Source organism: Streptomyces sp. NPDC001002, from assembly GCF_053599215.1.
On sequence record NZ_JBSFLV010000116.1, the window covers coordinates 1 to 21,445 of the forward strand.

Sequence of the window (21,445 nt, forward strand, 5' to 3'; positions counted from 1 at the left end):
ACTGCAGGGGGGACCCTGTGGGAGAGTAGGACACCGCCGAACAATTCTTGAGAAAACCCCCGTACCGTTTATTCGGTACGGGGGTTTTCTGCGTTCGGCTACCGTTGCCGACATGAACTACAAGGTCCGTTCCGTACGTCCCGACGAGTGGCCCGCGGCGAAGACGCTGCGGCTTGTCGCGTTGCAGGATCCCGTCGCGCATCTCGCGTTCCTGGAGACCTACGAGGAGGCGTTGGCGCATCCCGACTCCTTCTGGCGGGAGCGCACCGCCAATGGCGCCGAGGGCCGGCTGGACGCGCAGCAGATCATCGCCGAGGGGCCCGACGGCGAGTGGGTCGGGACACTGACGGTGTTGATAGAGCAGCCCGGGACCACGGACTGGGCCGGGTTCTCGATCGACCGGAAGCAGGGGCATGTCGTAGGAGTGTTCGTGGCGCCCGAGCATCGGGGGATCGGGCTCACCGAGGTGCTCTTCGACGCCGGCATGGAGTGGGCGTGGGCTCGTGGGGTCGAGCGGGTGCGGCTCATCGTGCACGCCGACAACGGGCGGGCACAGGCCTTCTATCGCCGGGCGGGGTTCGTGCCCAGTGGGCGGACGATTCCGCTGGAGAAGAGCCCGGGGGACGCGGAGCTGGAGTTCGTACTGGATCCGCCGGAGTAGTCAGACCGGCAGTTCGTCGTGCGGCCAGCGGGCTCGGCCCTGTTCCCGGGAGCGGAGCAGGGCCAGGGTCGGCAGGCCCCGCTCCGCTCCGGTGGACAGCAGCTCCGGGAGCTGGGGAAGCGGAGCCACGGCGGCGACGTCGTCCAGGACGAGCGTCAGTGGTGGGTCGAGGCGACCGGAGGATGACCGTTCGGCCATGTGCCGGCCACGCTCGACCACGCTGGAGACGAGAGCCGTCAGGAGGGGCATCGCGCCCGGGTTCGTCCTGGGGTCCTCGATGGACTCCCCCACGACATAGAGCGTGCCCCCTTCGTCGATGAAGGAATCCAGGGCGAGCGCATCTGTCCGGTTGGGAGTGCAGGCCTCGCGGATGTTGACCGTGAAGAGCGAGGAGAGCGCGCGGCCGGTCAACTCCTGGGCCATGTCCCGGCGTTCGGGGTGCGCGGTGAGCGCGGCCTCGAGTTCGCCGGCCGAGCCGGAGGCCGCCTTGGGGCTGGTGCGGAGGATGCGGACCGCGTCCTGGACCTGGGTGCCCTGGGCCCAGCGGTGGACGTGGCGGATGGTGCGTCCGTCGACCGCGGCGGCGTGCAGATAGCTGCGCAGGAGCGTTTCCGCGGTGGCCGTCAGGGCCTGGTCCAGCTTGGCCGTCGGACGGATCGGGGCGAGCAGGGCTGTGGCCCGTGCCGCCGCCGTCGGCTTGTCCTCGCACCCCATGGTGGGGGACCAGTGCAGGCGGGCCGGGGTGTCGCAGAGGTGGGCGGGGTCGTAGAGGTGGGCCGGGCCCAGTTTGGCGCGGGCGTCCTTGGTGTCCGACCAGACGGCGGGGTTTGAGGTGATGACGAGGGCGGGGCCCTCGGCGTCTCGTACCGCCTGGGCGGCGGTGGCTCTGCGGTCCTCTCTGGGGGCCAGGAGGACCGTGGAGACGCCGGACGTCCTGCTGCTGTCGAACAGGGGCCGCGGTGGCGCGAGGGGCTCCTGTGCGGGCGCCTCCGCCGGGAACTGGGCCAGGGGGAGCGGGGCGGTCGGCCGGGCGGGGGCGGGCTCCACCGGAGCGGCCTCCACCGGGGTCGATTCCGCGCGGGGCGTGGGTACTTCGTACGGCTCCCGGTACTCCGCACGCGGTTCCGTCGCCTTCGCCGCTTCGGCCGTACGGTGTCTCGCTCGGACCGTCCGCCAGCGGGCGACCGTGCCCATCACGAACACCGTCAGGACGATCAGGACCATCAACTGGCCGATGAACAGGCCCCAGAACAGTCCGTAGCCCGAGAGCTGGGCCGGCGGGGTGGCGGGCCAGGCGGCGGCGAGGTCGTGCGGTTGCCCGATGAGGTGCCGCATGGCGACCGGGGTGTTCGTGAAGGTGACCGCTGTCGGCCACGCGCCGTGGGAGAAGAGTCCCGCGAGGCCCGTGGCCGACCAGACCAGCAGGGTCATGCCGAGGAGGAAGGCGAGTATGCCGATCAGCAGGCCGTCGGGGATGCCACCCTGGCCGTCCCGTCGGCGGTCGTCCGGTCTGACCACGTTCGCCTCCCGCTAGGCCACCGTCGACTCGGACGAGTCGTCGTAGTCGGTGAGGTGTTGTTCCACGAAGGCGGCGGCCCGCTCCTCCGCCTCCAGCTCGGCGGCGCGCAGGGCGTCGTCCGCGGCGAGTTGGTCGGTGGACGACTCCGTCATCGCGCGGTCGGTGAAGACCAGGGGGCGTTCCGTCTCCGTGATCAGGTGTTTGACCACCTGGACATTGCCGTTGACGTCCCACACCGCGATGCCGGGAGTGAGGGTCGGGATGATCTCCACCGCCCAGCGTGGCAGGCCGATGACCCGGCCCGTGGCCCGTGCCTCGTCGGCCTTCTGGGCGTAGATGGTTCTGGTGGAGGCCATCTTGAGGATCGCCGCCGCCTCCTTCGCCGCCGCGCCGTCGACTACGTCGGAAAGGTGGTGCACGACCGCCACGAAGGACAGACCGAGGCGGCGGCCGAACTTCAGCAGGCGCTGGAAGAGTTGGGCCACGAACGGGCTGTTGATGATGTGCCAGGCCTCCTCGACCAGGAAGATGCGCTTCTTCCGGTCGGGGCGGATCCAGGTGTGCTCCAGCCACACGCCGACGATCGCCATCAGGATGGGCATGGCGATGGAGTTGCGGTCGATGTGGGACAGGTCGAAGACGATGAGGGGCGCGTCCAGGTCGATGCCGACGGTCGTCGGGCCGTCGAACATGCCCCTGAGGTCACCGTCGACCAGGCGGTCCAGGACCAGTGCCACGTCCAGGCCCCAGGCGCGTACGTCGTCTATGGCGACGTTCATCGCCTCGGCCGACTCCGGTTCCGGGTGGCGTAGTTGCTCGACGATGTCCATGAGGACGGGCTGGCGGTCGACGATCGTCTCGTTGACGTAGGCGTGCGCGACCTTGAGCGCGAAGCCGGAGCGCTCGTCGAGGCCGTGGCCCATCGCCACCTCGATGATCGTGCGGAGCAGCGCGAGTTGGCCCGTGGTCGTGATCGCCGGGTCCAGGGGGTTGAGACGAATCCCCATGTCCAGCGCGGCCGTCGGGTCCAGGCGGATGGGGGTTATCCCCAACTCCTCCGCGATGAGGTTCCATTCGCCGACGCCGTCCTCGCCCTGGGCGTCCAGGACGACGACTTGGCGGTCGCGGAAGCGCAGTTGGCGCAGGACGTACGTCTTCTCCAGCGCCGACTTGCCGTTGCCGGACTCGCCGAGCACCAGCCAGTGCGGGGCGGGGAGTTGCTGGCCGTAGAGCTGGAAGGGGTCGTAGATGTAGCCCTTGCCGGAGTAGACCTCGCGGCCGATGATCACGCCCGAGTCGCCCAGGCCCGGCGCGGCGGTCGGGAGGTAGACCGCCTGGGCCTGGCCGGTCGAGGTGCGCACCGGCAGGCGCGTCGTCTCGATCTTGCCGAAGAGGAACGACGTGAAGGAGTCGGTGAGGACGGACAGCGGATCCCGCATGCTTATGGCCCCTACCTTCGAATGCCGGTGGCGAACGGGAGGGTGTTCACAAAGGCGCGGTGGTGCTCGCGATCGCACCACTCCAGCTTCAGGTACGACTTGCCGGCGGAGGCCCTTATCGTGCGCTTGTCGCGCGCGAGGGCCTCGGGGTTGCGGGAGGAGACGGTGATGTAGCCGACCAGGTTGACGCCGGCCGCGCCGCTGGCCAGGTCCTCGCCGCGCTGGTCGATGCGGTTGTGGGCGGCCACGTCACGGGGGTCCACGGTGCGGTTCATCTTGGCCGCGCGGGAGGCCTCGGCGTCGTCGTTCGTCTTCTCGGTCAGCATGCGCTCGATGGCGACCTCGGTGGGTTCGAGGTCCATCGTCACGGCGACCGTGCGGATGACGTCCGGGGTGTGAACCAGCAGCGGGGCAAGGAAGTTGACGCCCACCGGGGTCATCGGCCACTCCTTCACCCAGGCGGTGGCGTGGCACCAGGGGGCGCGGGTGGAGGACTCGCGGGTCTTGGCCTGGAGGTAGGTCGGCTCCATGGCGTCGAGCTCGGCCGGCCAGGCGTTGCGCTTGGTCATCGCCTGGATGTGGTCGATGGGGTGGTCGGGGTCGTACATGGAGTGGATCAGGGAGGCGAGACGGCCCTGGCCCAGCGGCTGTCGTACGCGGATGTCGGCTTCCTGCAGGCGCGAGCAGATGTCGGTCAGCTCGCGGGCCATGACGACGGCGAGGCCCGCGTCCCGGTCCACCCTGCGCCCGTTCTGCGGGCGGGCCGCGCGGGCCATCGCGTGGGCCTCGGCGGAGAGTTCGCGGTTGAAGTGCATGCACGCGACCAGGTACGCGCGGTGCTGCTCGCTGCTCGTGGACACCATCGACTGGAGCTGGTCGTAGGACTGGGCCAGCCAGGGCAGTGCCTTCTCGTCGCCGCGCAGGGAGACGTCCTTGGCGTGGGCGTCCGGGTCGGCCGGGAGGGTGCGGGCGAGCATCTGGATGCGGGTGACGAAGCCGTCGCCGTTGGCCACGTGCTTGAGCAGGGTGCCGAAGCGGTCGACGAGGGCTTCCTGGTCCTCGGAGTCGCGCAGGCCGACGCCCGGGCCCTCGATCTCGATCGCGGCGGTGACCGTGCGGCGGTCCGCGTGCAGCAGTACGGCGATCTCGTCGGGGCCGAAGGGGGCGGCCAGCCAGTTGATGCGGCCGATGCCGGGCGGCGGGCCGATCTCGACCTCGCGGCCGTCGTACTGCGTGCCGGCCTCCATGACGGAGGAGCGGTAGGTGGTGCCGCGCTTCAGGGTGCGCTTGTAACTGCGGTTGATCTCGAACCACTTGTAGAACGTGCGGTGCTTGTACGGCACGTAGACCGCGGCGAGCGCGACGAGTGGGAAGCCCATCAGCAGCACGATGCGCATCGAGAGGACGGGGACCAGGAGCCCGCACATCATGCCGAGGAACGCGCCCGCGATGATGAGCGCGATCTCGCCGGACTCGCGGTTGCGGCCGACGATCGCGTTCGGCCGGGCGCGGCCGATGAGATATGTACGGCGGGGCGTGACCGGATGGGACAGGTGGGACTCGGTCGTCAACGCCCTTCACCTCCCGTGCGGTTGGAGCTGCTGTTGCCTGCGTGCGGGGTGTTCACCGGGCTGGCCGAACGGGGTGCGGGTGCGGCGGAGGGGACAGATCCGCCGCCACCACCGTTCGAGGTCCGGGTGCTGTGTGCGGCTACGCCGCCGCTGACCGGGTTGGCCGGGCGGGAGCCGCCGCCGGAGGACTGGCCGCCGCCGCCTCCGCCGTCGTTCGTGCGGGCACTGTGCGTCTTGATGCCCTGCGCGACCATGGTCGCCGGGGAGCTGATGACCGCGGCGGCCTTGCCCTCGGCGCCCTGCATGATGCGGTTGTTGCGGCCGTTGGCGATCTCGTCGCCGAAGCCCGGGACGAAGCGGTAGATCATCGCGCTGGCGAAGATGGCGAGCAGGATGATCGCCAGGCCGGAGACGACGGCGGAGAAGGAGTCCGGGCCGTTGTCGGAGGACAGGGCGCCGGCCAGGCCCAGCACGATCACGATGACCGGTTTGACGAGGATGACCGCGATCATGATGCCGGCCCAACGGCGGACGTGGCCCCAGAGGTTCTTGTCGACCAGCCCCGCGTACACGACCGTGCCGAGCAGGGCGCCTACGTAGAGCAGGGCGGCCCTGATGACCAACTCCAGCCAGAGCACACCCGCGGCGAGGATGCTGACCAGGGAGACGACGATCAGCATGATCGGGCCGCCGCCGATGTCCTCGCCCTTGCTGAGCGCGCCGGAGAAGGTGCCGAAAAACGTGTCGGTCTGGTTGCCGGTGGTCTTGGCGAGGACGTCGGTGACGCCGTCGGTCGCGGAGACGATGGTGTAGAGGATGAGGGGCGTGAAGGCCGACGCGAGGACTGTCAGCCAGAGGAAGCCGATCGCCTCGGAGATGGCGGTTGTGAGGGGCACCCCGCGCACGGCTCGCTTGGCGACGGCCAGCAGCCACAGCAGGAGGGTCAGGATCGTCGACGCGGCGAACACGACGGCGTACTGCTGGAGGAACTTGGCGTTCGTGAAGTCGACGTTCGCGGTGTCCTTCACGGCGGCACTGAGCTTGTCGATGGTCCAGGAGGCGGCGTCGGCGCAGCCCTTGCCCAGGGAGGAGAGCGGGTCGAGGGTGCCGGTGGGGTCGATGGAGGTGGAGCCGCCGGTGCCCTTGTCGTTGCTGCCGCGCTCGCAGTACTTCTTGGCCGGGCCCGCGATGAGCGAACAGGGATCATTGCTCGTCGTCGGGGTGGGGGTGGGAGCGGCGAAGGCGCGCGTTGCCAGCAGTACGGCGGTTACCTGTACGGCGGCCACGAGGCCGGAGAGCTTGAGCGCGCGGTGCTGGCTACCGGGCATAGGTGAAGCCTCCGAAATCCTGGACCGCCTTGCCGATCTCATCGGCCCCCGAGATGGGGTTGTCGCCGGTGACGGGGGTCGGGCCGGTCTTCTGGCTGCTGTCGAGGACCTTCCAGTCGCCACCGCTCCAGTTCAGCTTCATGGTCACGGTGAACCAGCTGCTGGTGACGGGGTTGGTCGAGTCCTGCCCGGCAAGCCCGAAGAGGCCGTTGCACCAGACCTCGACGGTGGCCGCGTCGGAACTGATGGCCGTGACCTTGGTTCCGGCGGGCAGCGTCTTGTTGACGAAGGTGCTGCCTGCCGGGGCGCTGCCTTCGTTGCTGAGTCCGATCTTCTTCAGGAAGTCGGCCGAGTAATCGGCGTCGAAGCCGGACTGAAGACGGGCGAGTGAGCTGGGATCAGCGATGGTCTGCACGATCTCGTGTCGCCTGGACGCGTTGAACATGCCGTCGGAGCCCAGCGCGGCCGCGTAGTTGGCCGCTGCGCTCTGTGCACCTGTGCCGTCATGCGTGTACCCCGTAGGAATACCGCCCGCCTTCGACTGAACCGGCTTCTCCCCGCTCGCGGCCGTCGTCGACGTCTCCGGCTTGTCGCTTGCTCCGGTCTCCGTGGAGGGGTCGTCACCACCCCGGTTCGCGAATGCGATCGCTGCGATCAGGAGGACCACCACTCCTACCACCGTCACCAGGCTGCGGGACGACGAGCGGGTGCCTCTGCGGGTGTTGCCGTGGACGTCGCTCGTGCCCTCGGGGAGTCGCGTGCGGGTCTGACCGGTGCCGCCGTAACCCCCGGAGGGCTCGTGGTCGTCTCCGAGACTCATGCCGCGTACGCCCTCTCCACCTCGTAGTCATACGACGGTAGCCGTGCTGGGGTCCGCGCGGGCGCGGTGTGGTGACTCGACATCAGGGAGAAGCAACCTCAGAGGGGAGGGACGCCTGCTAGACGGCCATGCCGTACACGATGGTGAAGAGTGTGCCCAGGGAGCCGATGATGAAGACGCCCGTGAGACCGGCGATGATGAGGCCCTTGCCCTGTTCCGCGCTGAAGGTGTCCCGGAGGGCGGTCGCGCCGATGCGCTGCTTGGCGGCGCCCCAGACGGCGAGGCCGAGGCAGAGCAGGATGGCGACCGCCATCACGACCTCGATCATCACCTTGGCCTCGTTGCCCAGGCTGCCGAAGGGGCCCCAGTCCGGAGCGATCCCGCCGATGATGGTGTTGATGTCTCCCTTGTCGGCCGCAAAGAGCATGTAAGTCACCGCCCCTGTTCGGTAGTTCCGGTTCCGCGGCCCCTGCCTTGGCGCAGAGGTCAGGCTCATTCTCGCCGACAATGGTGCCGTCGTATGTCGACTTGACGGCATTGGTTGGCGGGTTTCGTACGAATAGCTCGTACCGTCACTCTGTGTATCACGGCAGGTCACGCCGGGCAATGAGGCCTGAGCGAAACCTGTCGTGAGGTTCCGTCGTTGACCCCTTCTATGACCTGGGCCGTTTCTGACGGTCGGTCGGGTGAGCGGTCGCGCCGATGTTCTCCGGGTGAAGGGTATCCCGGCATGGGGAACGGGCCACGGCTGGTCACCGTGGCCCGTTCGGTGACGGAGGGTCAGTCGGTCAGCCGGTGAAGGCCGATACGCCCTCCGGGGTGCCCAGGCCGGTCGGGCCGTCGTATCCCGACTGGGCGGTGCACAGGTAGGTGGTGGAGCAGGTGCCGTTGTTGCCGCTGGTCACGTCGTTCAGGGCCGAGGTGCCGGCTTTCGTGTAGGGGAAGGAGGCCGGGTAGGACGAGGTGGACGGGGTGCCGGCCAGGGCGTAGACGCCCGCGATGATCGGGGACGAGGCGCTGGTGCCGCCGAAGGTGTACCAGCCGGCGGTGATGCCGTAGGAGTCGTAGACCGAGACCCCGGTGGCCGGGTCGGCGACCGCGGAGACGTCCGAGATCGTGCGCCTGGTGCAGCCGGTGTCGGTCTGCCAGGTCGGCTTGGTGTCGTAGGCGGAGCAGCCGGAGCCGGTGCCTTCGGTGCTGCTGGTCTTCCAGACGGTCTCGCTCCAGCCGCGGGTGGTGGAGGTGGCCTTGGCCAGGGCCGTGCCGCCCACCGAGGTCACGTACTTGGAGGCCGCCGGGTACTCGGCGCCGTAGCCGCTGTCGCCTGCGGAGACGGTGATGGCGACGCCCGCGTGGTTGAAGTACGAGGAGTCGTACGAGGTGTCCGAGGAGGACTCGGAGCCGCCGTAGGAGTTGGAGACGTACTTCGCGCCCAGGGTGACCGCGCGGTTCACCGCCGTGCCGAGGTTGGCCATGGTGGCGGAGGTCGCCTCGACCAGCAGGATGCTGCAGTTCGGGCAGACGGCGGAGGCCATGTCGAGGTCGAGGGAGATCTCCTCGGCCCAACCGGTGTCCGACGCGGGCAGGGAGGTCGTCGAGCCGGTCTGACTGACCTTCTTGAAGCAGCCGTTGGCCGTCGTGCAGGCCGAGAGGCCGTAGTACGAGCGGTAAGTGGCCAGGTCCGCCTCGGCGTTGGGGTCGTTGTAGGCGTCGACGATGGCGATGGTCTCGCCGGCGCCGTTGGAGGCGGCGGCGGAGGTCAGGCCGTAGGCCGACTGGAGGTCGGTGGGGCCGTACCCGGAGGGGGTGGCCGCGTCGGCCGCCTTCGGGGTGATGCCCGTAATTTTGGCCTGTTCCTTTTGGTAGGCGGTGAGGCCGCCGGTCACCCGGTAGGAGTTGCAGGCGAGTTCGCCCTTGTGCTGGGGCGTGGCACAGGGGGTCGCGGTCCAGGTCGCTTTCGCGGTGGTGGCCGAGGGGGCGGCGTCGGCCTGGACGGCGGTGCCGAATCCGGCGAGGAGCAGGGCGGCCGTGGCCGCTGCGGCGGTGCCGAGCCGGCGCCAACCGCTGCGTGCGGACGGTCTGTCGGGGGGAGTGGAACGCATCGTGCAGCCTCCTGATGTTCCTTGGTGGGGTGGAACAGGGGCGGTGCGGGTGCGAAGCCGTCGGTGTGGGGTCCGGCGGCGGGCGGCGGCCTGCGACGACGATGCGCTTGTTGAGTACGCGACAACAAGGGCGATCTGGAATCCTGACCTCCGCCTTACCGAACCGGTGCCGGCGAATGGACCGCGGGTGACGCGCGCTTGACCCAACTCACAGGTGGATCAAGGGAGAACGGGTGGTCGGGGCAACGGGTGGTCGGGGCAGGGGAGAACGGGCCGCGGCCGGCTGCCGTGACCCGTTTCCCTTCCGCTGCCGCCGAGGAGTCCCCACGTACTCCCCTTCAGGCGGCTCCCCGTGACCCGACGGGGAGGTGCTGTCGTACTGCGAGCCCTGCTCAGCCGGTGAAGGCGTCCAGGCCCTGCGGGGTGCCCCAGCCGGTCGGGCCGTCGTAGCCCGACGTCGCGGTGCAGAAGTAACTCGTCGAGCAGGAGCCGTTGTTGCCGCTGGTCACGTCGTTCAGGGCCGAGGTGCCGGCCGCGTTGTAGGGGTACTTGGCCGGGTAGTCGCTGCTGCCCGGGGTGCCCGCGAGGGCGTACACCGACGCGATGATCGGGGACGAGGCGCTGGTGCCGCCGTAGGTGTTCCAGCCGGTGCCGTCGTCGCCGTAGGAGTCGTAGACGGAGACTCCGGTGGCCGGGTCGGCGACCGCCGAGACGTCGGAGATCATGCGCTTGGTGCAGCCGCTGTCGGTCTGCCAGCTGGGCTTCGCGTCGTAGGAGGAGCAGCCGGAGCCGGTGCCCTCGGTGGAGCTGGACTTCCAGACGGACTCGGTCCAGCCGCGGCTGTTGGACGACGCCGACAGCTTGGTGCCGCCGACCGCGGTGACGTACTTGGAGGCGGCCGGGTACTCGGCGCCGTAGGCCTCGTCGCCCGCGGAGACCGTGATGGCGACGCCCGCGTGGTTGAAGTACGAGGAGTCGTACGAGGTGTCGGAGGAGGACTCCGAGCCGCCGTAGGAGTTGGAGACGAACTTGGCGCCCAGGGTGACCGCGCGGTTCACCGCCGTGCCCAGGTTGGCCATGCTCGACGACTTCGCCTCGACCAGCAGGATGTTCGCCTTCGGGGCGATCGCGGAGACCATGTCGAGGTCGAGCGAGATCTCACCGGCCCAGCCGCTGTCGGCGGTGGGCAGGGAGGTCGTGGAGCCCGTCTGACTGACCTTCTTGAAGCAGCCGTTGGCCGTCGTGCAGGCCGAGAGGCCGTAGTACGAGCGGTAAGTGGCCAGGTCCGCCTCGGCGTTCGGGTCGTCGTACGCGTCGACGATGGCGACCGTCTCGCCCGCGCCGTCGGAGGCGGACGCGGAGGTGAGGCCGTAGGCGGACTGGAGGTCGCTCGGGCCGTAGCCGGTCGGGGTGGCCGAAGCGGCCTTGGGGGAGACCGACTTGGGCGTGACGCCCTTCTTGGCGGCCTGCTCCTCCTGGAAGGCGGTGGTGCCGGAGGTGACGCGCAGGGCGTTGCAGGACGCGTGTCCCTTGGCGGGGGTGGCGTCACAGGCCGAGGTGTACGTGACGTGGGCCTTGGCGACCGCCGCGGCGATTTCCTTGGCGCTGACCTTGTGCGCGGCGGGAGTTGCGGCGCTCGCGTGCACCGCGGTGCCGAGGCCGGCCAGGACGAGCGCGGTGGTGGCCGCGGCGGCCGAGCCGATACGGGTCCATCTGGCGCGTATGTGGGGGGAGTTGGGGGTGGACGTACGCAACGTGAAGCCTCCTGGGAGGGGTGGGCAGAGGCCTGCGGTGGGGGGACTGCCAGGTGTTCCCGGCAGGGGCGGCGACCCGCGTAGACCATTGCTTGTTGAGTACGCGACAAACAAGACAGGTTTCGGAATCCTGACTTCCGCATTACTGAAGGAGTCTGTGGGCTTACTGATCAATGGCGGGGCGATGGAGGGGGAATGGGGGTGACTTGACCCGGCGCACAGCCGGGGCACAGGGAAGTGGGTTCAGGTCCCATGGGTCAGGCGGCGGGTGTCAGCACGATCCGTTGGCCGGGGGCCGTGGGGGCGCCCCACGCTTTCTCGACCTCGGCGAGGGGGACCGTGAGCGGGTTCACGGCGAAGGTGCCCGAGGTGATCCGCTCGGCCAGGGACGGGAGTTCGGCGAGGATGCCGGCCGTGCTGACCGAGCCCTGGCCGCTGCCCATGATCCGCAGGTCGGCCGCACGCAAGTAGGCGGAGGGCAGGGTGAGTTCGGTGCCCGCCATGGAACCGATCTGGATCCAGGCGAGGGTCTTGGCACGGTCGGGGCGGGCTGTGAGCAGGGCGGGCATCGCCTGTTCGGCGACCGGGCCCCAGAGGTAGTCGATGACGACGTCCGCGTCGGCGGCGGTGCGGGCGAGGTCGGCGGCGATCCGGTCGGGTGCGCCGGAGAGGGCGACGGTCTCGTCGGCGCCCAAGTCGGGGAGCAGGGCGAGGCGTTCGGGGTCGCGGCCGGCGGCGACGACGTGGGCGGCACCCAGGTGCTTGGCGATCTGGACGGCGAGCCGGCCCGCGCTGCCCGTCGCGCCCAGCACCAGGACCCGGGCGTCGGACGGCAGGGTGACGCGGCGGCGCAGGGCGACCCAGGACGACATCGCGGGGTTCATCGCGGCGGCCACGGCGATCGGGTCGGTGTCCGGCGGCAGCGTGACGGCTCGGCGCCGGTCCACGACGGTCCGCTCGGCCATCGTGCCGGGGGCGTCGTCGGGGGCGACGAAGTAGAGGAGTCCGCCGTCGGGGGCGCGGCCGACTCCGTCGATGCCCGGGATCAAGGGGAGCGTGCCGTCGGAGGTGTAGTGGGTGCCGTCGGCGGCGGAGCGGACGCGGGGGTGCAGTCCTGCGGCCAGGACGTCGACCAGGACCTGGTGCTCGCCTTCGGGGCGGGGGGTGTCGACGGTGTCGTAGCGGGGCGGGGCGTCGAAGGAGTGGACGACGGCTGCGTGCATGAGGGGCTCCTGGGATGGGTGGCCGCGGGATGAGCGGCGTATGGTTGGTGGCACGTACTATTTTGAAGGTAGTTTGCGGCGCGTACTAGGTCAAGCGGTTTGTGCCACGTACCAAATGAGTGGAGGAGGCGATCATGACCACCGGTCACCCGCCCGATGAGGTGCCGAACGCCCCGGACCAGCCCCTGAACACCGTGGATGCCCTGGTCCAGCTGTCGTTTCTGGTGCAGGGCGTGTTGACGCGGGTCGCGGCCGCGCACGAGCTGTCGGTGATCCAGGTCCGGCTGCTCGGGATCCTGCGGGACCGGCGGCCGGGCATGCTCGAACTCGCCCGGCATCTCGGCCTGGACAAGTCCTCGATGACGGGGCTGGTCAGCCGGGCCGAGAAGCGGGGGCTGGTGAGCCGGGTGCCGTCGCCGCACGACGGGCGCGGGGTGCTGGTGAGCCTGACCCCGGCGGGGCGGGAGCTGACCGAGGAGGGTGGCGCCGAGATCGAGCGGGCGATCGGCGAACTGGCCGAGACGCTGACGGCGGGGGAGCGGGCCCAGCTGCGGGCACTGGCGGCGAAGCTGCTGGCGGGGGGAGCGGGCGGCGCTTCGGCGTCGGGCGGCTGACCGGGACGGCATCCCCGGCTGACCGGGAAAGCACCCCCGGCGGGTTGGGGCAGGACCCTGGCGGGCCGCGACAGCGCCCCCGGCGGGTCGGGACAGCACCCTGGCGGGCCGCGACAGCATCCCCGGCTGACCGGGAAAGCACCCCCGGCGGGTTGGGACAGCACCCTGGGGGGCCGCAACAGCACCCCCGGCGGGCCGGGACAGCACCCCTGGCGGGCCGGACGCTCCTCCCAGCAGGCCGGGACCGGACCCGCAGGCGCGGTCGGGAGGGGCCGGTTACGGTGAGAAGGGCGGACCGGTTTCTCACCTTCGTAGGTCAGAGTGGGCCCCGATGAAGCGCATCCCACGCATCACCCGCCCCCTGTTCGTCGCGGTCGCGCTGCTCGTGCCGGCCGTCACCTCCGCCTCGCTGGCCGCCGCCGACGACGGCCTGGGACCGCTCGGTGTGACCGCGGTCGCCGCCGTGACCGCGCAGAGCGCGCGGGTCGGGGCGCTGTTCGACGCCGACCGCACGACCCGCCTCGCCGGCGGCCACTTCTGCACCGCCTCCGTCGTGCGCAGCCCGCATCGCAACGTCATCGTCACCGCCGCGCACTGCCTGGACGACAGCGGCGATCTGGTCTTCGTGCCGGGGTACCGGGACGGCAAGGCACCGCACGGCGTGTGGACCGTGCGCAGACGGTTCCTGCCCGACGGGTGGGCCAAGGGACAGGACGAGGACAGCGATGTCGCCTTCGCCGTGCTCGACGACCGGGGCGGGCGGGGCGTCCAGGACGTGGTCGGCGGGAACCGGTTCACCGCGGGGACGGCGACCGGTGCCACGGCGGTGACCGTGACCGGGTACCCGAACTCCCGCGAGGTGCCGGTCAGCTGCACCAACAAGCCGGTCGCGCACAGCCGTACCCAACAGCGCATCGCCTGCCCGGACTTCACCGGCGGGACCAGCGGCAGCCCCTGGGTCAACGGCGACGGGCGGGTCGTCGGGATACTCGGCGGACACGAACAGGGCGGCGCCACCGCCGACATCTCCTACAGCGTGGTGCTGGGCGAGGAGTCGGCGGAGCTGTACGAGGACGCGGCCCAGGACCCGTAGAAACCGCGCCTGCGTATTGTCCGGTTTCCGCTTCTCGTGATCACCCCGGAAGACAGGTGCCGCCCCTACACTGACCTGGGCGCGGACTCCTGGGTGGTGAGGGGCGGTTGACGGTGCGTAAGGGATGGATCGTGGCGGGCGTCGCCGCCGGCACCGGCCTGTCCTTCGTCGCGCTGCTCGTCGTCGGGGTCTACATCGTCGCCGGGAATCTCGCCAACGGCGTGGGCGGCAGCGGCAAGGCGCTGGCCAAGGGTGCCGTGCCGGCCGCGTACCAGAGCATCGTGCAGAAGTGGGGCAACCTCTGCCCGGCCATCAACCCGGCCCTGCTCGCCGCGCAGCTCTACCAGGAGAGCGGGTTCAACCCGAACGCCAAGAGCCCGGCCGCGGCCGAGGGGATAGCGCAATTCATCCCCGGGACCTGGGCCACGCACGGGATCGACGGCAACGGAGACGGCGTACGCAATGTGTGGGATCCGGAGGACGCCATTCCGTCCGCCGCCTCCTACGACTGCCAACTCGCCTCGTACGTGAAGGACGTACCCGGGAATCTGACTGAAAACATGCTGGCCTCGTACAACGCCGGTTCCTACGCGGTGATCAAGTACGGGGGTGTGCCGCCGTATGCGGAGACCCGGAACTACGTCAAGACGATCACGACCCTGGAGAAGAGCTTCGCGGCTCCCGTGAGCCGGGTCGATCCGTCGAAGCAGGCGGCCGGGGCGATCTACTACGCGCAGAAGAAGCTCGGCACGCCGTACCTGTGGGGCGGCAACGGAACCGCCGCCCAGGGCGGGCGTTTCGACTGCTCGGGGCTGACGAAGGCCGCGTACGAGAGTGTCGGGATCACGCTGCCGCGGGTCGCCAACGACCAGTACAACGCGGGCCCGCACCCCTCGCGCGACGAGCTGCTCCCCGGCGATCTGGTCTTCTTCTCGGACGACCTGACCGACTCCCGGGCGATCCGGCATGTCGGGATCTACGTCGGTGGCGGGTACATGATCGACGCGCCCCGGACGGGGGCCGTGATCCGGTTCGACCCGATCGACACCCCCGACTACTTCGGCGCCACCCGGGTCACCGAAGATGGCGCGAAAGCACTCCCCACGACGGTGTGAGCGGAGCGTCAACCCACCCCCTGAGCTGGGGAGATGTGTCTCTCTTCGATAACGTCTGAGTGATCATTCGGTGGAGGGTGGAACGTATTAACCGGGACCGTGCGTTCCTGTTGTCGTAGTGATCTACGGCGTGAACTACATCCACATCCACGGGGGTGGGTAGGCGCGGCGCACGAAGGAGTGCGGCCGCAGGCAGCAGACGACGAAGGGGCCGCAGCACGATGGCTGGACTCGCCGAATCCGGGTCGAACCCCGACGTCGACCTGCTCTACGACATCAACGGCCTCGCCAAGGACGCCCCGCGCTGGTTCGACCGGGGCATGGAGTTCGTCGGTGAGTACGGGCTGCTGATCGCCATGGTCCTGCTGGTGCTGGCGTGCTGGTGGTCGGTCCGCCGACGCGGTGGCACGGAGGCCGCGTCCTCCGTGGCCGCGTTGATCTGGGCCCCGCTCGCCGCCGGCCTCGCCGTCCTGGTGAACATCCCGATACGGGGCTTCGTGGAGCGCCCCCGCCCCTTCCTCACCCACGAGGGCCTCGACGTCCTCGTCCCGGGCAAGAGCGACTACTCCTTCGTCAGCGACCACGCCACCATCACCATGGCGATCGGCGTCGGCCTCTTCGTGGCCCACCGGAAGTTCGGCCTCATCGGCATCGGCCTGGCGCTCTTCGAAGGCTTCTGCCGGGTCTACATGGGCGTCCACTACCCGACGGACGTCATCGGCGGCTTCGCCCTGGGCACGGCCGTGGCTCTCCTGCTCTCCCCGCTGGCGATGGCCCTCCTGACCCCGGTGACGCAGGCCGTCGAGCGGGCCCCCCGGGCAGGCCGACTCATCCGATCGAGGCGCCGCCCGCGCATCGAGCAGGACACGCTGATCCCGGGCACACGCACGGAAGCGGGCGTGGAGGACAGAGACTTGGCGGCCTGACGGCTCGTCCGCGGGTCGCCGATGCCGGTTTCTAGACGGCTTGCGGATACGTGAAGAAGTGGTCCGGGTCGTACTGCTTCTTCACCTTGGCCAACCGCCCGGCCGCATCCCCGTAGTACGCCTTCCGCCAGTCCTTCAGCGCCGCATCCGCATAGTTCTGGTAGGCCGCGCCGGAGGCATACGGCTTCATCGCGTCGTGCGCCCCCGACAGCCACGCCTGTGCCGTGCTGCCGGACGTACCCGGGGTCCACGACACTATGTACTGCGCCAGCATCCGCGACCGCCGGTGCACGAACGCCGTCGCTGTCGGAGACACCCGGTTGATCGCCCCGCCCAGCGCGGTGAGCGCGATGCTGCCCGAACCGCCCCGCACCGACGCCATCTGCGACAGCAGCGTCTGGATGCCGGCCGCCGAGATGGACCGGTCGAAGAAGTCGGAGCGCCCGACGTACGTCTCCCTCTCCAGCGCGCCCTGCGCGTTGCGCCCCGGGGTCGAGCCCGGCAGATGGCACTGCGCCTGCGCGGAGTACGAGGAGCAGCCGGCGTAGATCTCCATGGCCTCCTCGTAGCCGCGCCGGCGCAGCGAGACGCTGCTCGCGTCGGCGCCGATCTGCTGGGCGAGACGGTCCACGGCGTTCTGCAACTCGGTGTAGCCGCCTAGGGAGAACGCGGCGACGGAGACGGACGGGGAGCCGCCCGAGTTCTCCAGGTGGAGGGAGGACCAGATCTCGTCCGGCTGGTCCGGGCCCCACTCCTGCCAGGCCGTGAGCACCGCGGCAGCCTTCTCCCAGGGCCAGGTCAGATAGCCGGAGACGGCCTGCGGTGCCGGGTGCGTCTTGAAGTGCAGCTCGGTCACCACGCCGAAGTTGCCGTTGCCCGCGCCGCGCAGGGCCCAGAAGAGCTCCTTGTTGGTGCTGGAGTTGGCGACCAGCTGCTTGCCGTCCGCCGTGATCAGGGTCGCCTGCGTGAGGCTGTCGCAGGTCAGTCCGTACGCCCGCGAGACCACCCCGTGGCCGCCGCCGAGGACCAGGCCGGAGACGCCGACCGTGGGGCAGGAGCCCGCCGGTATCGTCACGCCCTTCGCGGCGAGCGCGCGGTAGACGTCGATCAGCTTGGAACCGGCGCCGACGACCGCCTGGCCGCCGCCGACCCGGGCCGAGTTGAGCTTGGAGACGTCGACGATCAGCTTGCCGTTGCCCGAGGACCAGCCGCCGTAGGAGTGGCCGCCGTTGCGGATGGCGACCTGGACGCCGTGCGCGCGGGCGTAGGCCAGGGTCGTACGGATGTCGTCGGCGTGGGCGACGTAGGCGACCGCGGCGGGCTTCAGTCCGTCGAAGCGGGTGTTGTACAACTGGCGGGCCGTCGCCCACTTCGCGTCACCCGGGCGGACGAGTGTGCCGTCGAGGTCGCGGCCGAGGGCGGCCCAGTTCGCGGGGGCGGCCGAGGTGCCGGCGGCCCGGGCCGACGCACCGGAGTCCGTGGAGGTGCCCGAGCTCGTGACGCCGCTCCTGCACGCGGTCGCGGCCACCGCCGCCACCGCGGCCGCGCCGCCTCCGATGAACGTACGCCGTTGCATGTGTGCCTCCTGTCGGCTTCCGTGGAACGAGACGAACCGCCCGTCCCGCGGGTTCCACTTGGTCGACACTCCGTACGGACGTCAGGAGCCTCTATGCGCGTAGGGCTGTGTAACGATCTCGCCGGAACCTCTGTGTGCCCTTCCCGTAAGCGTTCCGTGACCTAACCACACCGTCCGCAGGGGTTCACCTCCCGTTCATTTTTGGCCATAGGCGCCTTCACCTGATCTGCCTAATTTCGGCCTTACCGATGACGGTCGCACCTCGAATACGCGCCCGCATCACTCAGTCTTCGCACGCCGCCGATTCAGGACGGCAGCATTGGAAGGAACTCCCTCAGTGAAGCTTCAGCGCATGAATCGGCGGGCCGTCGCCCTCGGTGCACTCGCCGCCTCCGGCGCCCTGGTCCTCACGGCGTGCGGCTCCGACGACACCAGCAGCGGCAGTGACTCCAGCAGCAGCGCTTCGTCGACTGCGGCCGCCGGCTCGATCAAGTGTGACGACGCGAAGGGCCAGCTGCTCTCCGACGGTTCGTCGGCGCAGAAGAACGCCATCGACGCCTGGGTCGCCCAGTTCACCAAGGCCTGTGGCGTGCAGATCAACTACAAGGCCGGCGGCTCCGGCGCGGGTGTCACCTCCTTCACCCAGGGCCAGCTCGCCTTCGCCGGTTCCGACTCGGCGCTGAAGCCCGAAGAGGTCACCGCCTCCAAGAAGGTCTGCACCGGCGGCCAGGGCATCGACCTCCCGATGGTCGGCGGCCCGATCGCGATCGGCTACAACGTCTCCGGCGTGGACAACCTGGTCCTGGACGCCCCGACGCTCGCCAAGATCTTCGACAGCAAGATCACCAAGTGGAACGACGCGGCGATCAAGAAGCTGAACCCCGACGCGACGCTTCCCGACCTGAAGATCCAGGCGTTCCACCGCTCGGACGAGTCCGGCACCACGGACAACTTCACCAAGTACCTCAAGGCCGCGACGCCCGACAACTGGAAGTACGAGGGCGGTAAGGCCTGGCAGGCCAAGGGTGGCCAGGCGGCCGCTCAGTCCTCCGGTGTGGCCGCCCAGGTCAAGCAGACCAACGGCGCCATCGGCTACTTCGAGCTGTCCTACGTCGCCGACGGTGTGAAGGCCGTCAGCATCGACACGGGCGCCAGCGCCCCGGTCGCGGCGAGCAGCGAGAGCGCCACCAAGGCCATCGCCGACGCCAAGGTCGTGGGCACGGGCAGCGACCTGTCGCTGCAGCTGAACTACAACACCAAGGCCGACGGCGCCTACCCGATCACCCTCGTCACCTACGAGATCGCCTGTGACAAGGGCAACAAGGCGGACACCCTGCCCGCCACGAAGGCCTTCCTGACCTACATCGCCTCGGAGGAGGGTCAGGCGCTGCTCCCCGACCTGGGCTACGCCCCGATCCCCGACGACATCATCGCCAAGGTTCGTACCACCATCTCGAGCCTGAGCTGATCTGAGCGTGCGGTCCGGCCCCGGGCCTGAACCGGGGCCGGACCGCACCGTCCGGTGCACCGCCGCCACGAGCCGTACGGTCGCGTACGGCTTCGCAGGGCCGCACCTCGTGTGCGGTTCCGCAGACCGGAGAACCCGATGGACATAACCACACAGAACACTGACGCCCCACCCCCCACCCCACAGCCGACGGAGTCCGAGCAGAAAGCTGCGGCCCGCGGCGTCACCCGACCCGGAGACCGGATCTTCCTCGGTCTGTCCCGCGGCTCGGGCATCCTGCTGCTGGTGATCATGGCCGCGATCGCGGTCTTCCTCACCTATCGCGCCTCGCTCGCGATCAGCAAGGACCACACGAACTTCTTCACCACCTTCGAATGGAACACCGGCGTCCAGCCGCCGAGCTTCGGCATCGCGGTCCTGGCCTACGGCACGGTGATCTCCTCGATCATCGCCATGGTCCTCGCGGTTCCGATCGCCGTGGCCATCGCGCTGTTCCTCACGCACTACGCCCCGCGCAGGCTGAGCGGCCCGATCGCCTATGTGATCGACCTGCTCGCCGCCGTGCCGTCCATCGTCTACGGCCTGTGGGGCGCGCTGGTCCTGGTGCCGCACATGACCGGACTGTTCAGCTGGCTCAACGACTACTTCAGCTGGTCCGGCCTCTTCTCGTGGGACGAGGGCGCCCCGCGCTCGATGCTCACCGTCGGCATCCTGCTCGCGATCATGATCCTGCCGATCATCACCAACGTGAGCCGCGAGGTCTTCCGCCAGTCCCCGCAGATGATCGAGGAAGCGGCCCTGGCCCTCGGCGCCACGCGCTGGGAGGTCATCCGGATGTCCGTCATCCCGTTCGGCCGCTCCGGTGTCATCTCCGCCTCGATGCTCGGCCTCGGCCGCGCGCTCGGCGAGACGATGGCCGTCGCGACCGTGCTCTCCCCGGACTTCCTGATCCACGCCAGCCTGCTCAACCCGGGCGGCGGCACCTTCGCCCAGAACATCGCCAGCAAGTTCGGCGAGGCGGACGAGTTCGGCCGTGACGCGCTCATCGCCTCCGGTCTGGTCCTGTTCGTCATCACCCTGCTGGTCAACGGCGCGGCACGCATGATCATCGCCCGCCGCAAGGAGTACTCGGGGGCCAACGCATGAGCAACCCAGCACCCGTCGCCGAGCGCGCGCCCAGCACGCTGCGCGGCGCGAGCCTGCCGAAGTGGTCGCCGTTCGCGATCGCGGGTGGCTCCGTGGTCCTTGCCGTCGTCATCGGGCTGGTCTTCAGCCTGGACAGCAAGATCCAGTGGGGCCTGATCGCCGGTCTGCTCTTCCTCGTCGGCACGTACGGCATCTCCGCACAGATCGAGGGGCGCCGGCAGGCCAAGGACCGCATCGCGACCGGTCTGGTCTGGGTGGCCTTCCTGGTCGCCCTGGTGCCGCTCATCTCCCTGGTGTGGACGACCATCTCGCGCGGCACCAAGGTCCTCGACGTCTTCTTCCTGACCCACTCGATGGGCATCGTCCAGGACTCCCAGCCGGGCGGTGGCATCTACCACGCCATCATCGGCAGCCTGGAGCAGGTCGGACTCGCCACGATCATCGCGGCGCCGATCGGTGTGCTCACCGCCGTGTACCTGGTGGAGTACGGCCGGGGCAACCTCTCCCGGGCGATCACCTTCTTCGTCGACGTGATGACCGGTATCCCGTCGATCGTCGCGGGCCTGTTCATCCTCAGCCTCATGCTGATCTTCGACATGGAGCCCTTCGGCTTCGCCGGTTCGCTGGCGCTGGCCATCCTGATGATGCCGGTCGTGGTCCGCTCCACCGAGGAGATGCTCAAGCTCGTCCCGAACGAGCTGCGCGAGGCCTCCCTCGCGCTCGGCATCCCGAAGTGGCGCACCATCCTGAAGGTGGTCCTGCCGACCTCCATCGGCGGCATCACCACCGGCATCATGCTCGCCATCGCCCGTATCGCGGGTGAGACAGCGCCCGTGCTGCTGCTGGTCTTCGGCAACCGGTTCATCAACAACAACCCGTTCGAGGGTGCGCAACAGTCGCTGCCGCTGTACATCTATCAGCAGTACGCGCAAAGCGCCGGTGCCAACGCGGCGTACGACCGGGCCTGGGCGGCGTCACTCACGCTGATCGCCTTCGTGATGATCCTCAACCTCGTGGCTCGCGGCGTCGCCCGCTGGAAGGCCCCGAAGTCCGGTCGCTGACGCGGCCAACAGCGACCTGTCTCCCCCTC

General features: G+C 69.6%; 18 protein-coding genes. 8 read left to right on the top strand and 10 right to left on the bottom strand.

From position 1 onward, the window contains the following. Positions 1–112: 112 nt before the first annotated feature. Positions 113–661: a GNAT family N-acetyltransferase gene (locus ACWDR3_RS35975; protein ID WP_450356770.1), complete on the top strand. Its 549-nt coding sequence runs from the start codon at positions 113–115 to the stop codon at positions 659–661. Here the strand turns inward: ACWDR3_RS35975 and ACWDR3_RS35980 are convergent, their stop codons facing one another. The 9 genes from ACWDR3_RS35980 to ACWDR3_RS36020 form a co-directional block, all read right to left on the bottom strand. Next, positions 662–2,179 carry a TraM recognition domain-containing protein gene (locus ACWDR3_RS35980; protein WP_450356771.1) on the bottom strand — a complete coding sequence of 506 codons (1,518 nt, stop codon included), beginning with the start codon at positions 2,177–2,179 and terminating at the stop codon, positions 662–664. It lies immediately after the preceding gene. Positions 2,180–2,191: 12 nt separating this feature from the next. After that, positions 2,192–3,619: an ATP-binding protein gene (locus tag ACWDR3_RS35985; protein ID WP_450356772.1), complete on the bottom strand. Its 1,428-nt coding sequence runs from the start codon at positions 3,617–3,619 to the stop codon at positions 2,192–2,194. A gap of 11 nt (positions 3,620–3,630) precedes the next feature. Beyond that, the gene (locus ACWDR3_RS35990) at positions 3,631–5,190 is read right to left on the bottom strand and encodes an SCO6880 family protein (protein ID WP_450356773.1); all 1,560 of its coding nucleotides are present in this window, start codon (positions 5,188–5,190) and stop codon (positions 3,631–3,633) included. Next, entirely contained in the window at positions 5,187–6,518 is a 1,332-nt protein-coding gene (locus tag ACWDR3_RS35995; RefSeq protein ID WP_450356774.1) for a hypothetical protein, read from the bottom strand. Before ACWDR3_RS35995 ends, ACWDR3_RS35990 begins: the two co-directional genes overlap by 4 nt. Next, positions 6,508–7,338, bottom strand: coding sequence for a hypothetical protein (locus ACWDR3_RS36000; protein ID WP_450356775.1), 831 nt, complete (start codon positions 7,336–7,338; stop codon positions 6,508–6,510). The genes ACWDR3_RS35995 and ACWDR3_RS36000 overlap by 11 nt, the downstream gene beginning before the upstream one ends. Positions 7,339–7,456: 118 nt before the next feature. After that, a complete protein-coding gene (locus ACWDR3_RS36005) occupies positions 7,457–7,765 on the bottom strand; it encodes a hypothetical protein (protein WP_016436843.1) in 309 nt (102 codons plus the stop codon). A gap of 361 nt (positions 7,766–8,126) precedes the next feature. Next, positions 8,127–9,440 (bottom strand): S53 family peptidase, encoded by a 1,314-nt coding sequence (locus ACWDR3_RS36010; protein ID WP_450356776.1) that lies wholly within the window; start codon positions 9,438–9,440, stop codon positions 8,127–8,129. A 392-nt stretch (positions 9,441–9,832) separates the two neighbouring features. Next, the gene (locus tag ACWDR3_RS36015; RefSeq protein WP_450356777.1) at positions 9,833–11,194 is read right to left on the bottom strand and encodes a S53 family peptidase; all 1,362 of its coding nucleotides are present in this window, start codon (positions 11,192–11,194) and stop codon (positions 9,833–9,835) included. Positions 11,195–11,451: 257 nt separating this feature from the next. After that, on the bottom strand, positions 11,452–12,417 hold the full coding sequence (locus ACWDR3_RS36020) for a quinone oxidoreductase family protein (protein WP_450356778.1): 966 nt from the start codon (positions 12,415–12,417) through the stop codon (positions 11,452–11,454). Between the two features lie 134 nt (positions 12,418–12,551). Here ACWDR3_RS36020 and ACWDR3_RS36025 point away from each other — a divergent pair, with 134 nt between their 5' ends. The 4 genes from ACWDR3_RS36025 to ACWDR3_RS36040 all read left to right on the top strand — a co-directional run bounded on the left by ACWDR3_RS36025 (position 12,552) and on the right by ACWDR3_RS36040 (position 16,165). Beyond that, positions 12,552–13,031, top strand: coding sequence for a MarR family winged helix-turn-helix transcriptional regulator (locus ACWDR3_RS36025; RefSeq protein WP_450356779.1), 480 nt, complete (start codon positions 12,552–12,554; stop codon positions 13,029–13,031). Positions 13,032–13,362: 331 nt separating this feature from the next. Continuing rightward, on the top strand, positions 13,363–14,124 hold the full coding sequence (locus ACWDR3_RS36030) for a trypsin-like serine peptidase (protein WP_450356780.1): 762 nt from the start codon (positions 13,363–13,365) through the stop codon (positions 14,122–14,124). Between the two features lie 107 nt (positions 14,125–14,231). Next, on the top strand, positions 14,232–15,239 hold the full coding sequence (locus ACWDR3_RS36035) for a C40 family peptidase (RefSeq protein WP_450356781.1): 1,008 nt from the start codon (positions 14,232–14,234) through the stop codon (positions 15,237–15,239). A gap of 221 nt (positions 15,240–15,460) precedes the next feature. Continuing rightward, complete coding sequence (locus tag ACWDR3_RS36040) at positions 15,461–16,165, top strand: phosphatase PAP2 family protein (RefSeq protein WP_450356782.1); 705 nt, start codon at positions 15,461–15,463, stop codon at positions 16,163–16,165. A 31-nt stretch (positions 16,166–16,196) separates the two neighbouring features. Here ACWDR3_RS36040 and ACWDR3_RS36045 read toward each other — a convergent pair whose 3' ends face one another. Continuing rightward, positions 16,197–17,741 (bottom strand): FAD-binding oxidoreductase, encoded by a 1,545-nt coding sequence (locus tag ACWDR3_RS36045; protein ID WP_450356783.1) that lies wholly within the window; start codon positions 17,739–17,741, stop codon positions 16,197–16,199. Positions 17,742–18,078: 337 nt separating this feature from the next. On the opposite strand from ACWDR3_RS36045, the gene pstS reads away from it, so the two are divergent. The 3 genes from pstS (at position 18,079) to pstA (ending at position 21,416) form a co-directional block, all read left to right on the top strand. After that, positions 18,079–19,209, top strand: coding sequence for a phosphate ABC transporter substrate-binding protein PstS (gene pstS / locus ACWDR3_RS36050; RefSeq protein WP_450356784.1), 1,131 nt, complete (start codon positions 18,079–18,081; stop codon positions 19,207–19,209). 138 nt (positions 19,210–19,347) lie between these two features. Then, positions 19,348–20,355 carry a phosphate ABC transporter permease subunit PstC gene (gene pstC, locus ACWDR3_RS36055; protein WP_450356785.1) on the top strand — a complete coding sequence of 336 codons (1,008 nt, stop codon included), beginning with the start codon at positions 19,348–19,350 and terminating at the stop codon, positions 20,353–20,355. Then, the gene (gene pstA / locus ACWDR3_RS36060; RefSeq protein ID WP_450356786.1) at positions 20,352–21,416 is read left to right on the top strand and encodes a phosphate ABC transporter permease PstA; all 1,065 of its coding nucleotides are present in this window, start codon (positions 20,352–20,354) and stop codon (positions 21,414–21,416) included. The genes pstC and pstA overlap by 4 nt, the downstream gene beginning before the upstream one ends. The last annotated feature ends 29 nt before the right edge of the window (positions 21,417–21,445 follow it).

Coding starts and splice junctions, on each gene's coding strand:
- ACWDR3_RS36045 (WP_450356783.1), bottom strand. CDS start 17,741: ATGCAACGGCGTACGTTCATCGGAGGCGGCGCGGCCGCGGTGGCGGCG.
- pstA (WP_450356786.1), top strand. CDS start 20,352: ATGAGCAACCCAGCACCCGTCGCCGAGCGCGCGCCCAGCACGCTGCGC.
- ACWDR3_RS36010 (WP_450356776.1), bottom strand. CDS start 9,440: ATGCGTTCCACTCCCCCCGACAGACCGTCCGCACGCAGCGGTTGGCGC.
- ACWDR3_RS36020 (WP_450356778.1), bottom strand. CDS start 12,417: ATGCACGCAGCCGTCGTCCACTCCTTCGACGCCCCGCCCCGCTACGAC.
- ACWDR3_RS36040 (WP_450356782.1), top strand. CDS start 15,461: ATGGCTGGACTCGCCGAATCCGGGTCGAACCCCGACGTCGACCTGCTC.
- ACWDR3_RS36025 (WP_450356779.1), top strand. CDS start 12,552: ATGACCACCGGTCACCCGCCCGATGAGGTGCCGAACGCCCCGGACCAG.
- ACWDR3_RS35995 (WP_450356774.1), bottom strand. CDS start 6,518: ATGCCCGGTAGCCAGCACCGCGCGCTCAAGCTCTCCGGCCTCGTGGCC.
- ACWDR3_RS35975 (WP_450356770.1), top strand. CDS start 113: ATGAACTACAAGGTCCGTTCCGTACGTCCCGACGAGTGGCCCGCGGCG.
- ACWDR3_RS36030 (WP_450356780.1), top strand. CDS start 13,363: ATGAAGCGCATCCCACGCATCACCCGCCCCCTGTTCGTCGCGGTCGCG.
- ACWDR3_RS35985 (WP_450356772.1), bottom strand. CDS start 3,619: ATGCGGGATCCGCTGTCCGTCCTCACCGACTCCTTCACGTCGTTCCTC.
- ACWDR3_RS36000 (WP_450356775.1), bottom strand. CDS start 7,338: ATGAGTCTCGGAGACGACCACGAGCCCTCCGGGGGTTACGGCGGCACC.
- pstC (WP_450356785.1), top strand. CDS start 19,348: ATGGACATAACCACACAGAACACTGACGCCCCACCCCCCACCCCACAG.
- ACWDR3_RS36005 (WP_016436843.1), bottom strand. CDS start 7,765: ATGCTCTTTGCGGCCGACAAGGGAGACATCAACACCATCATCGGCGGG.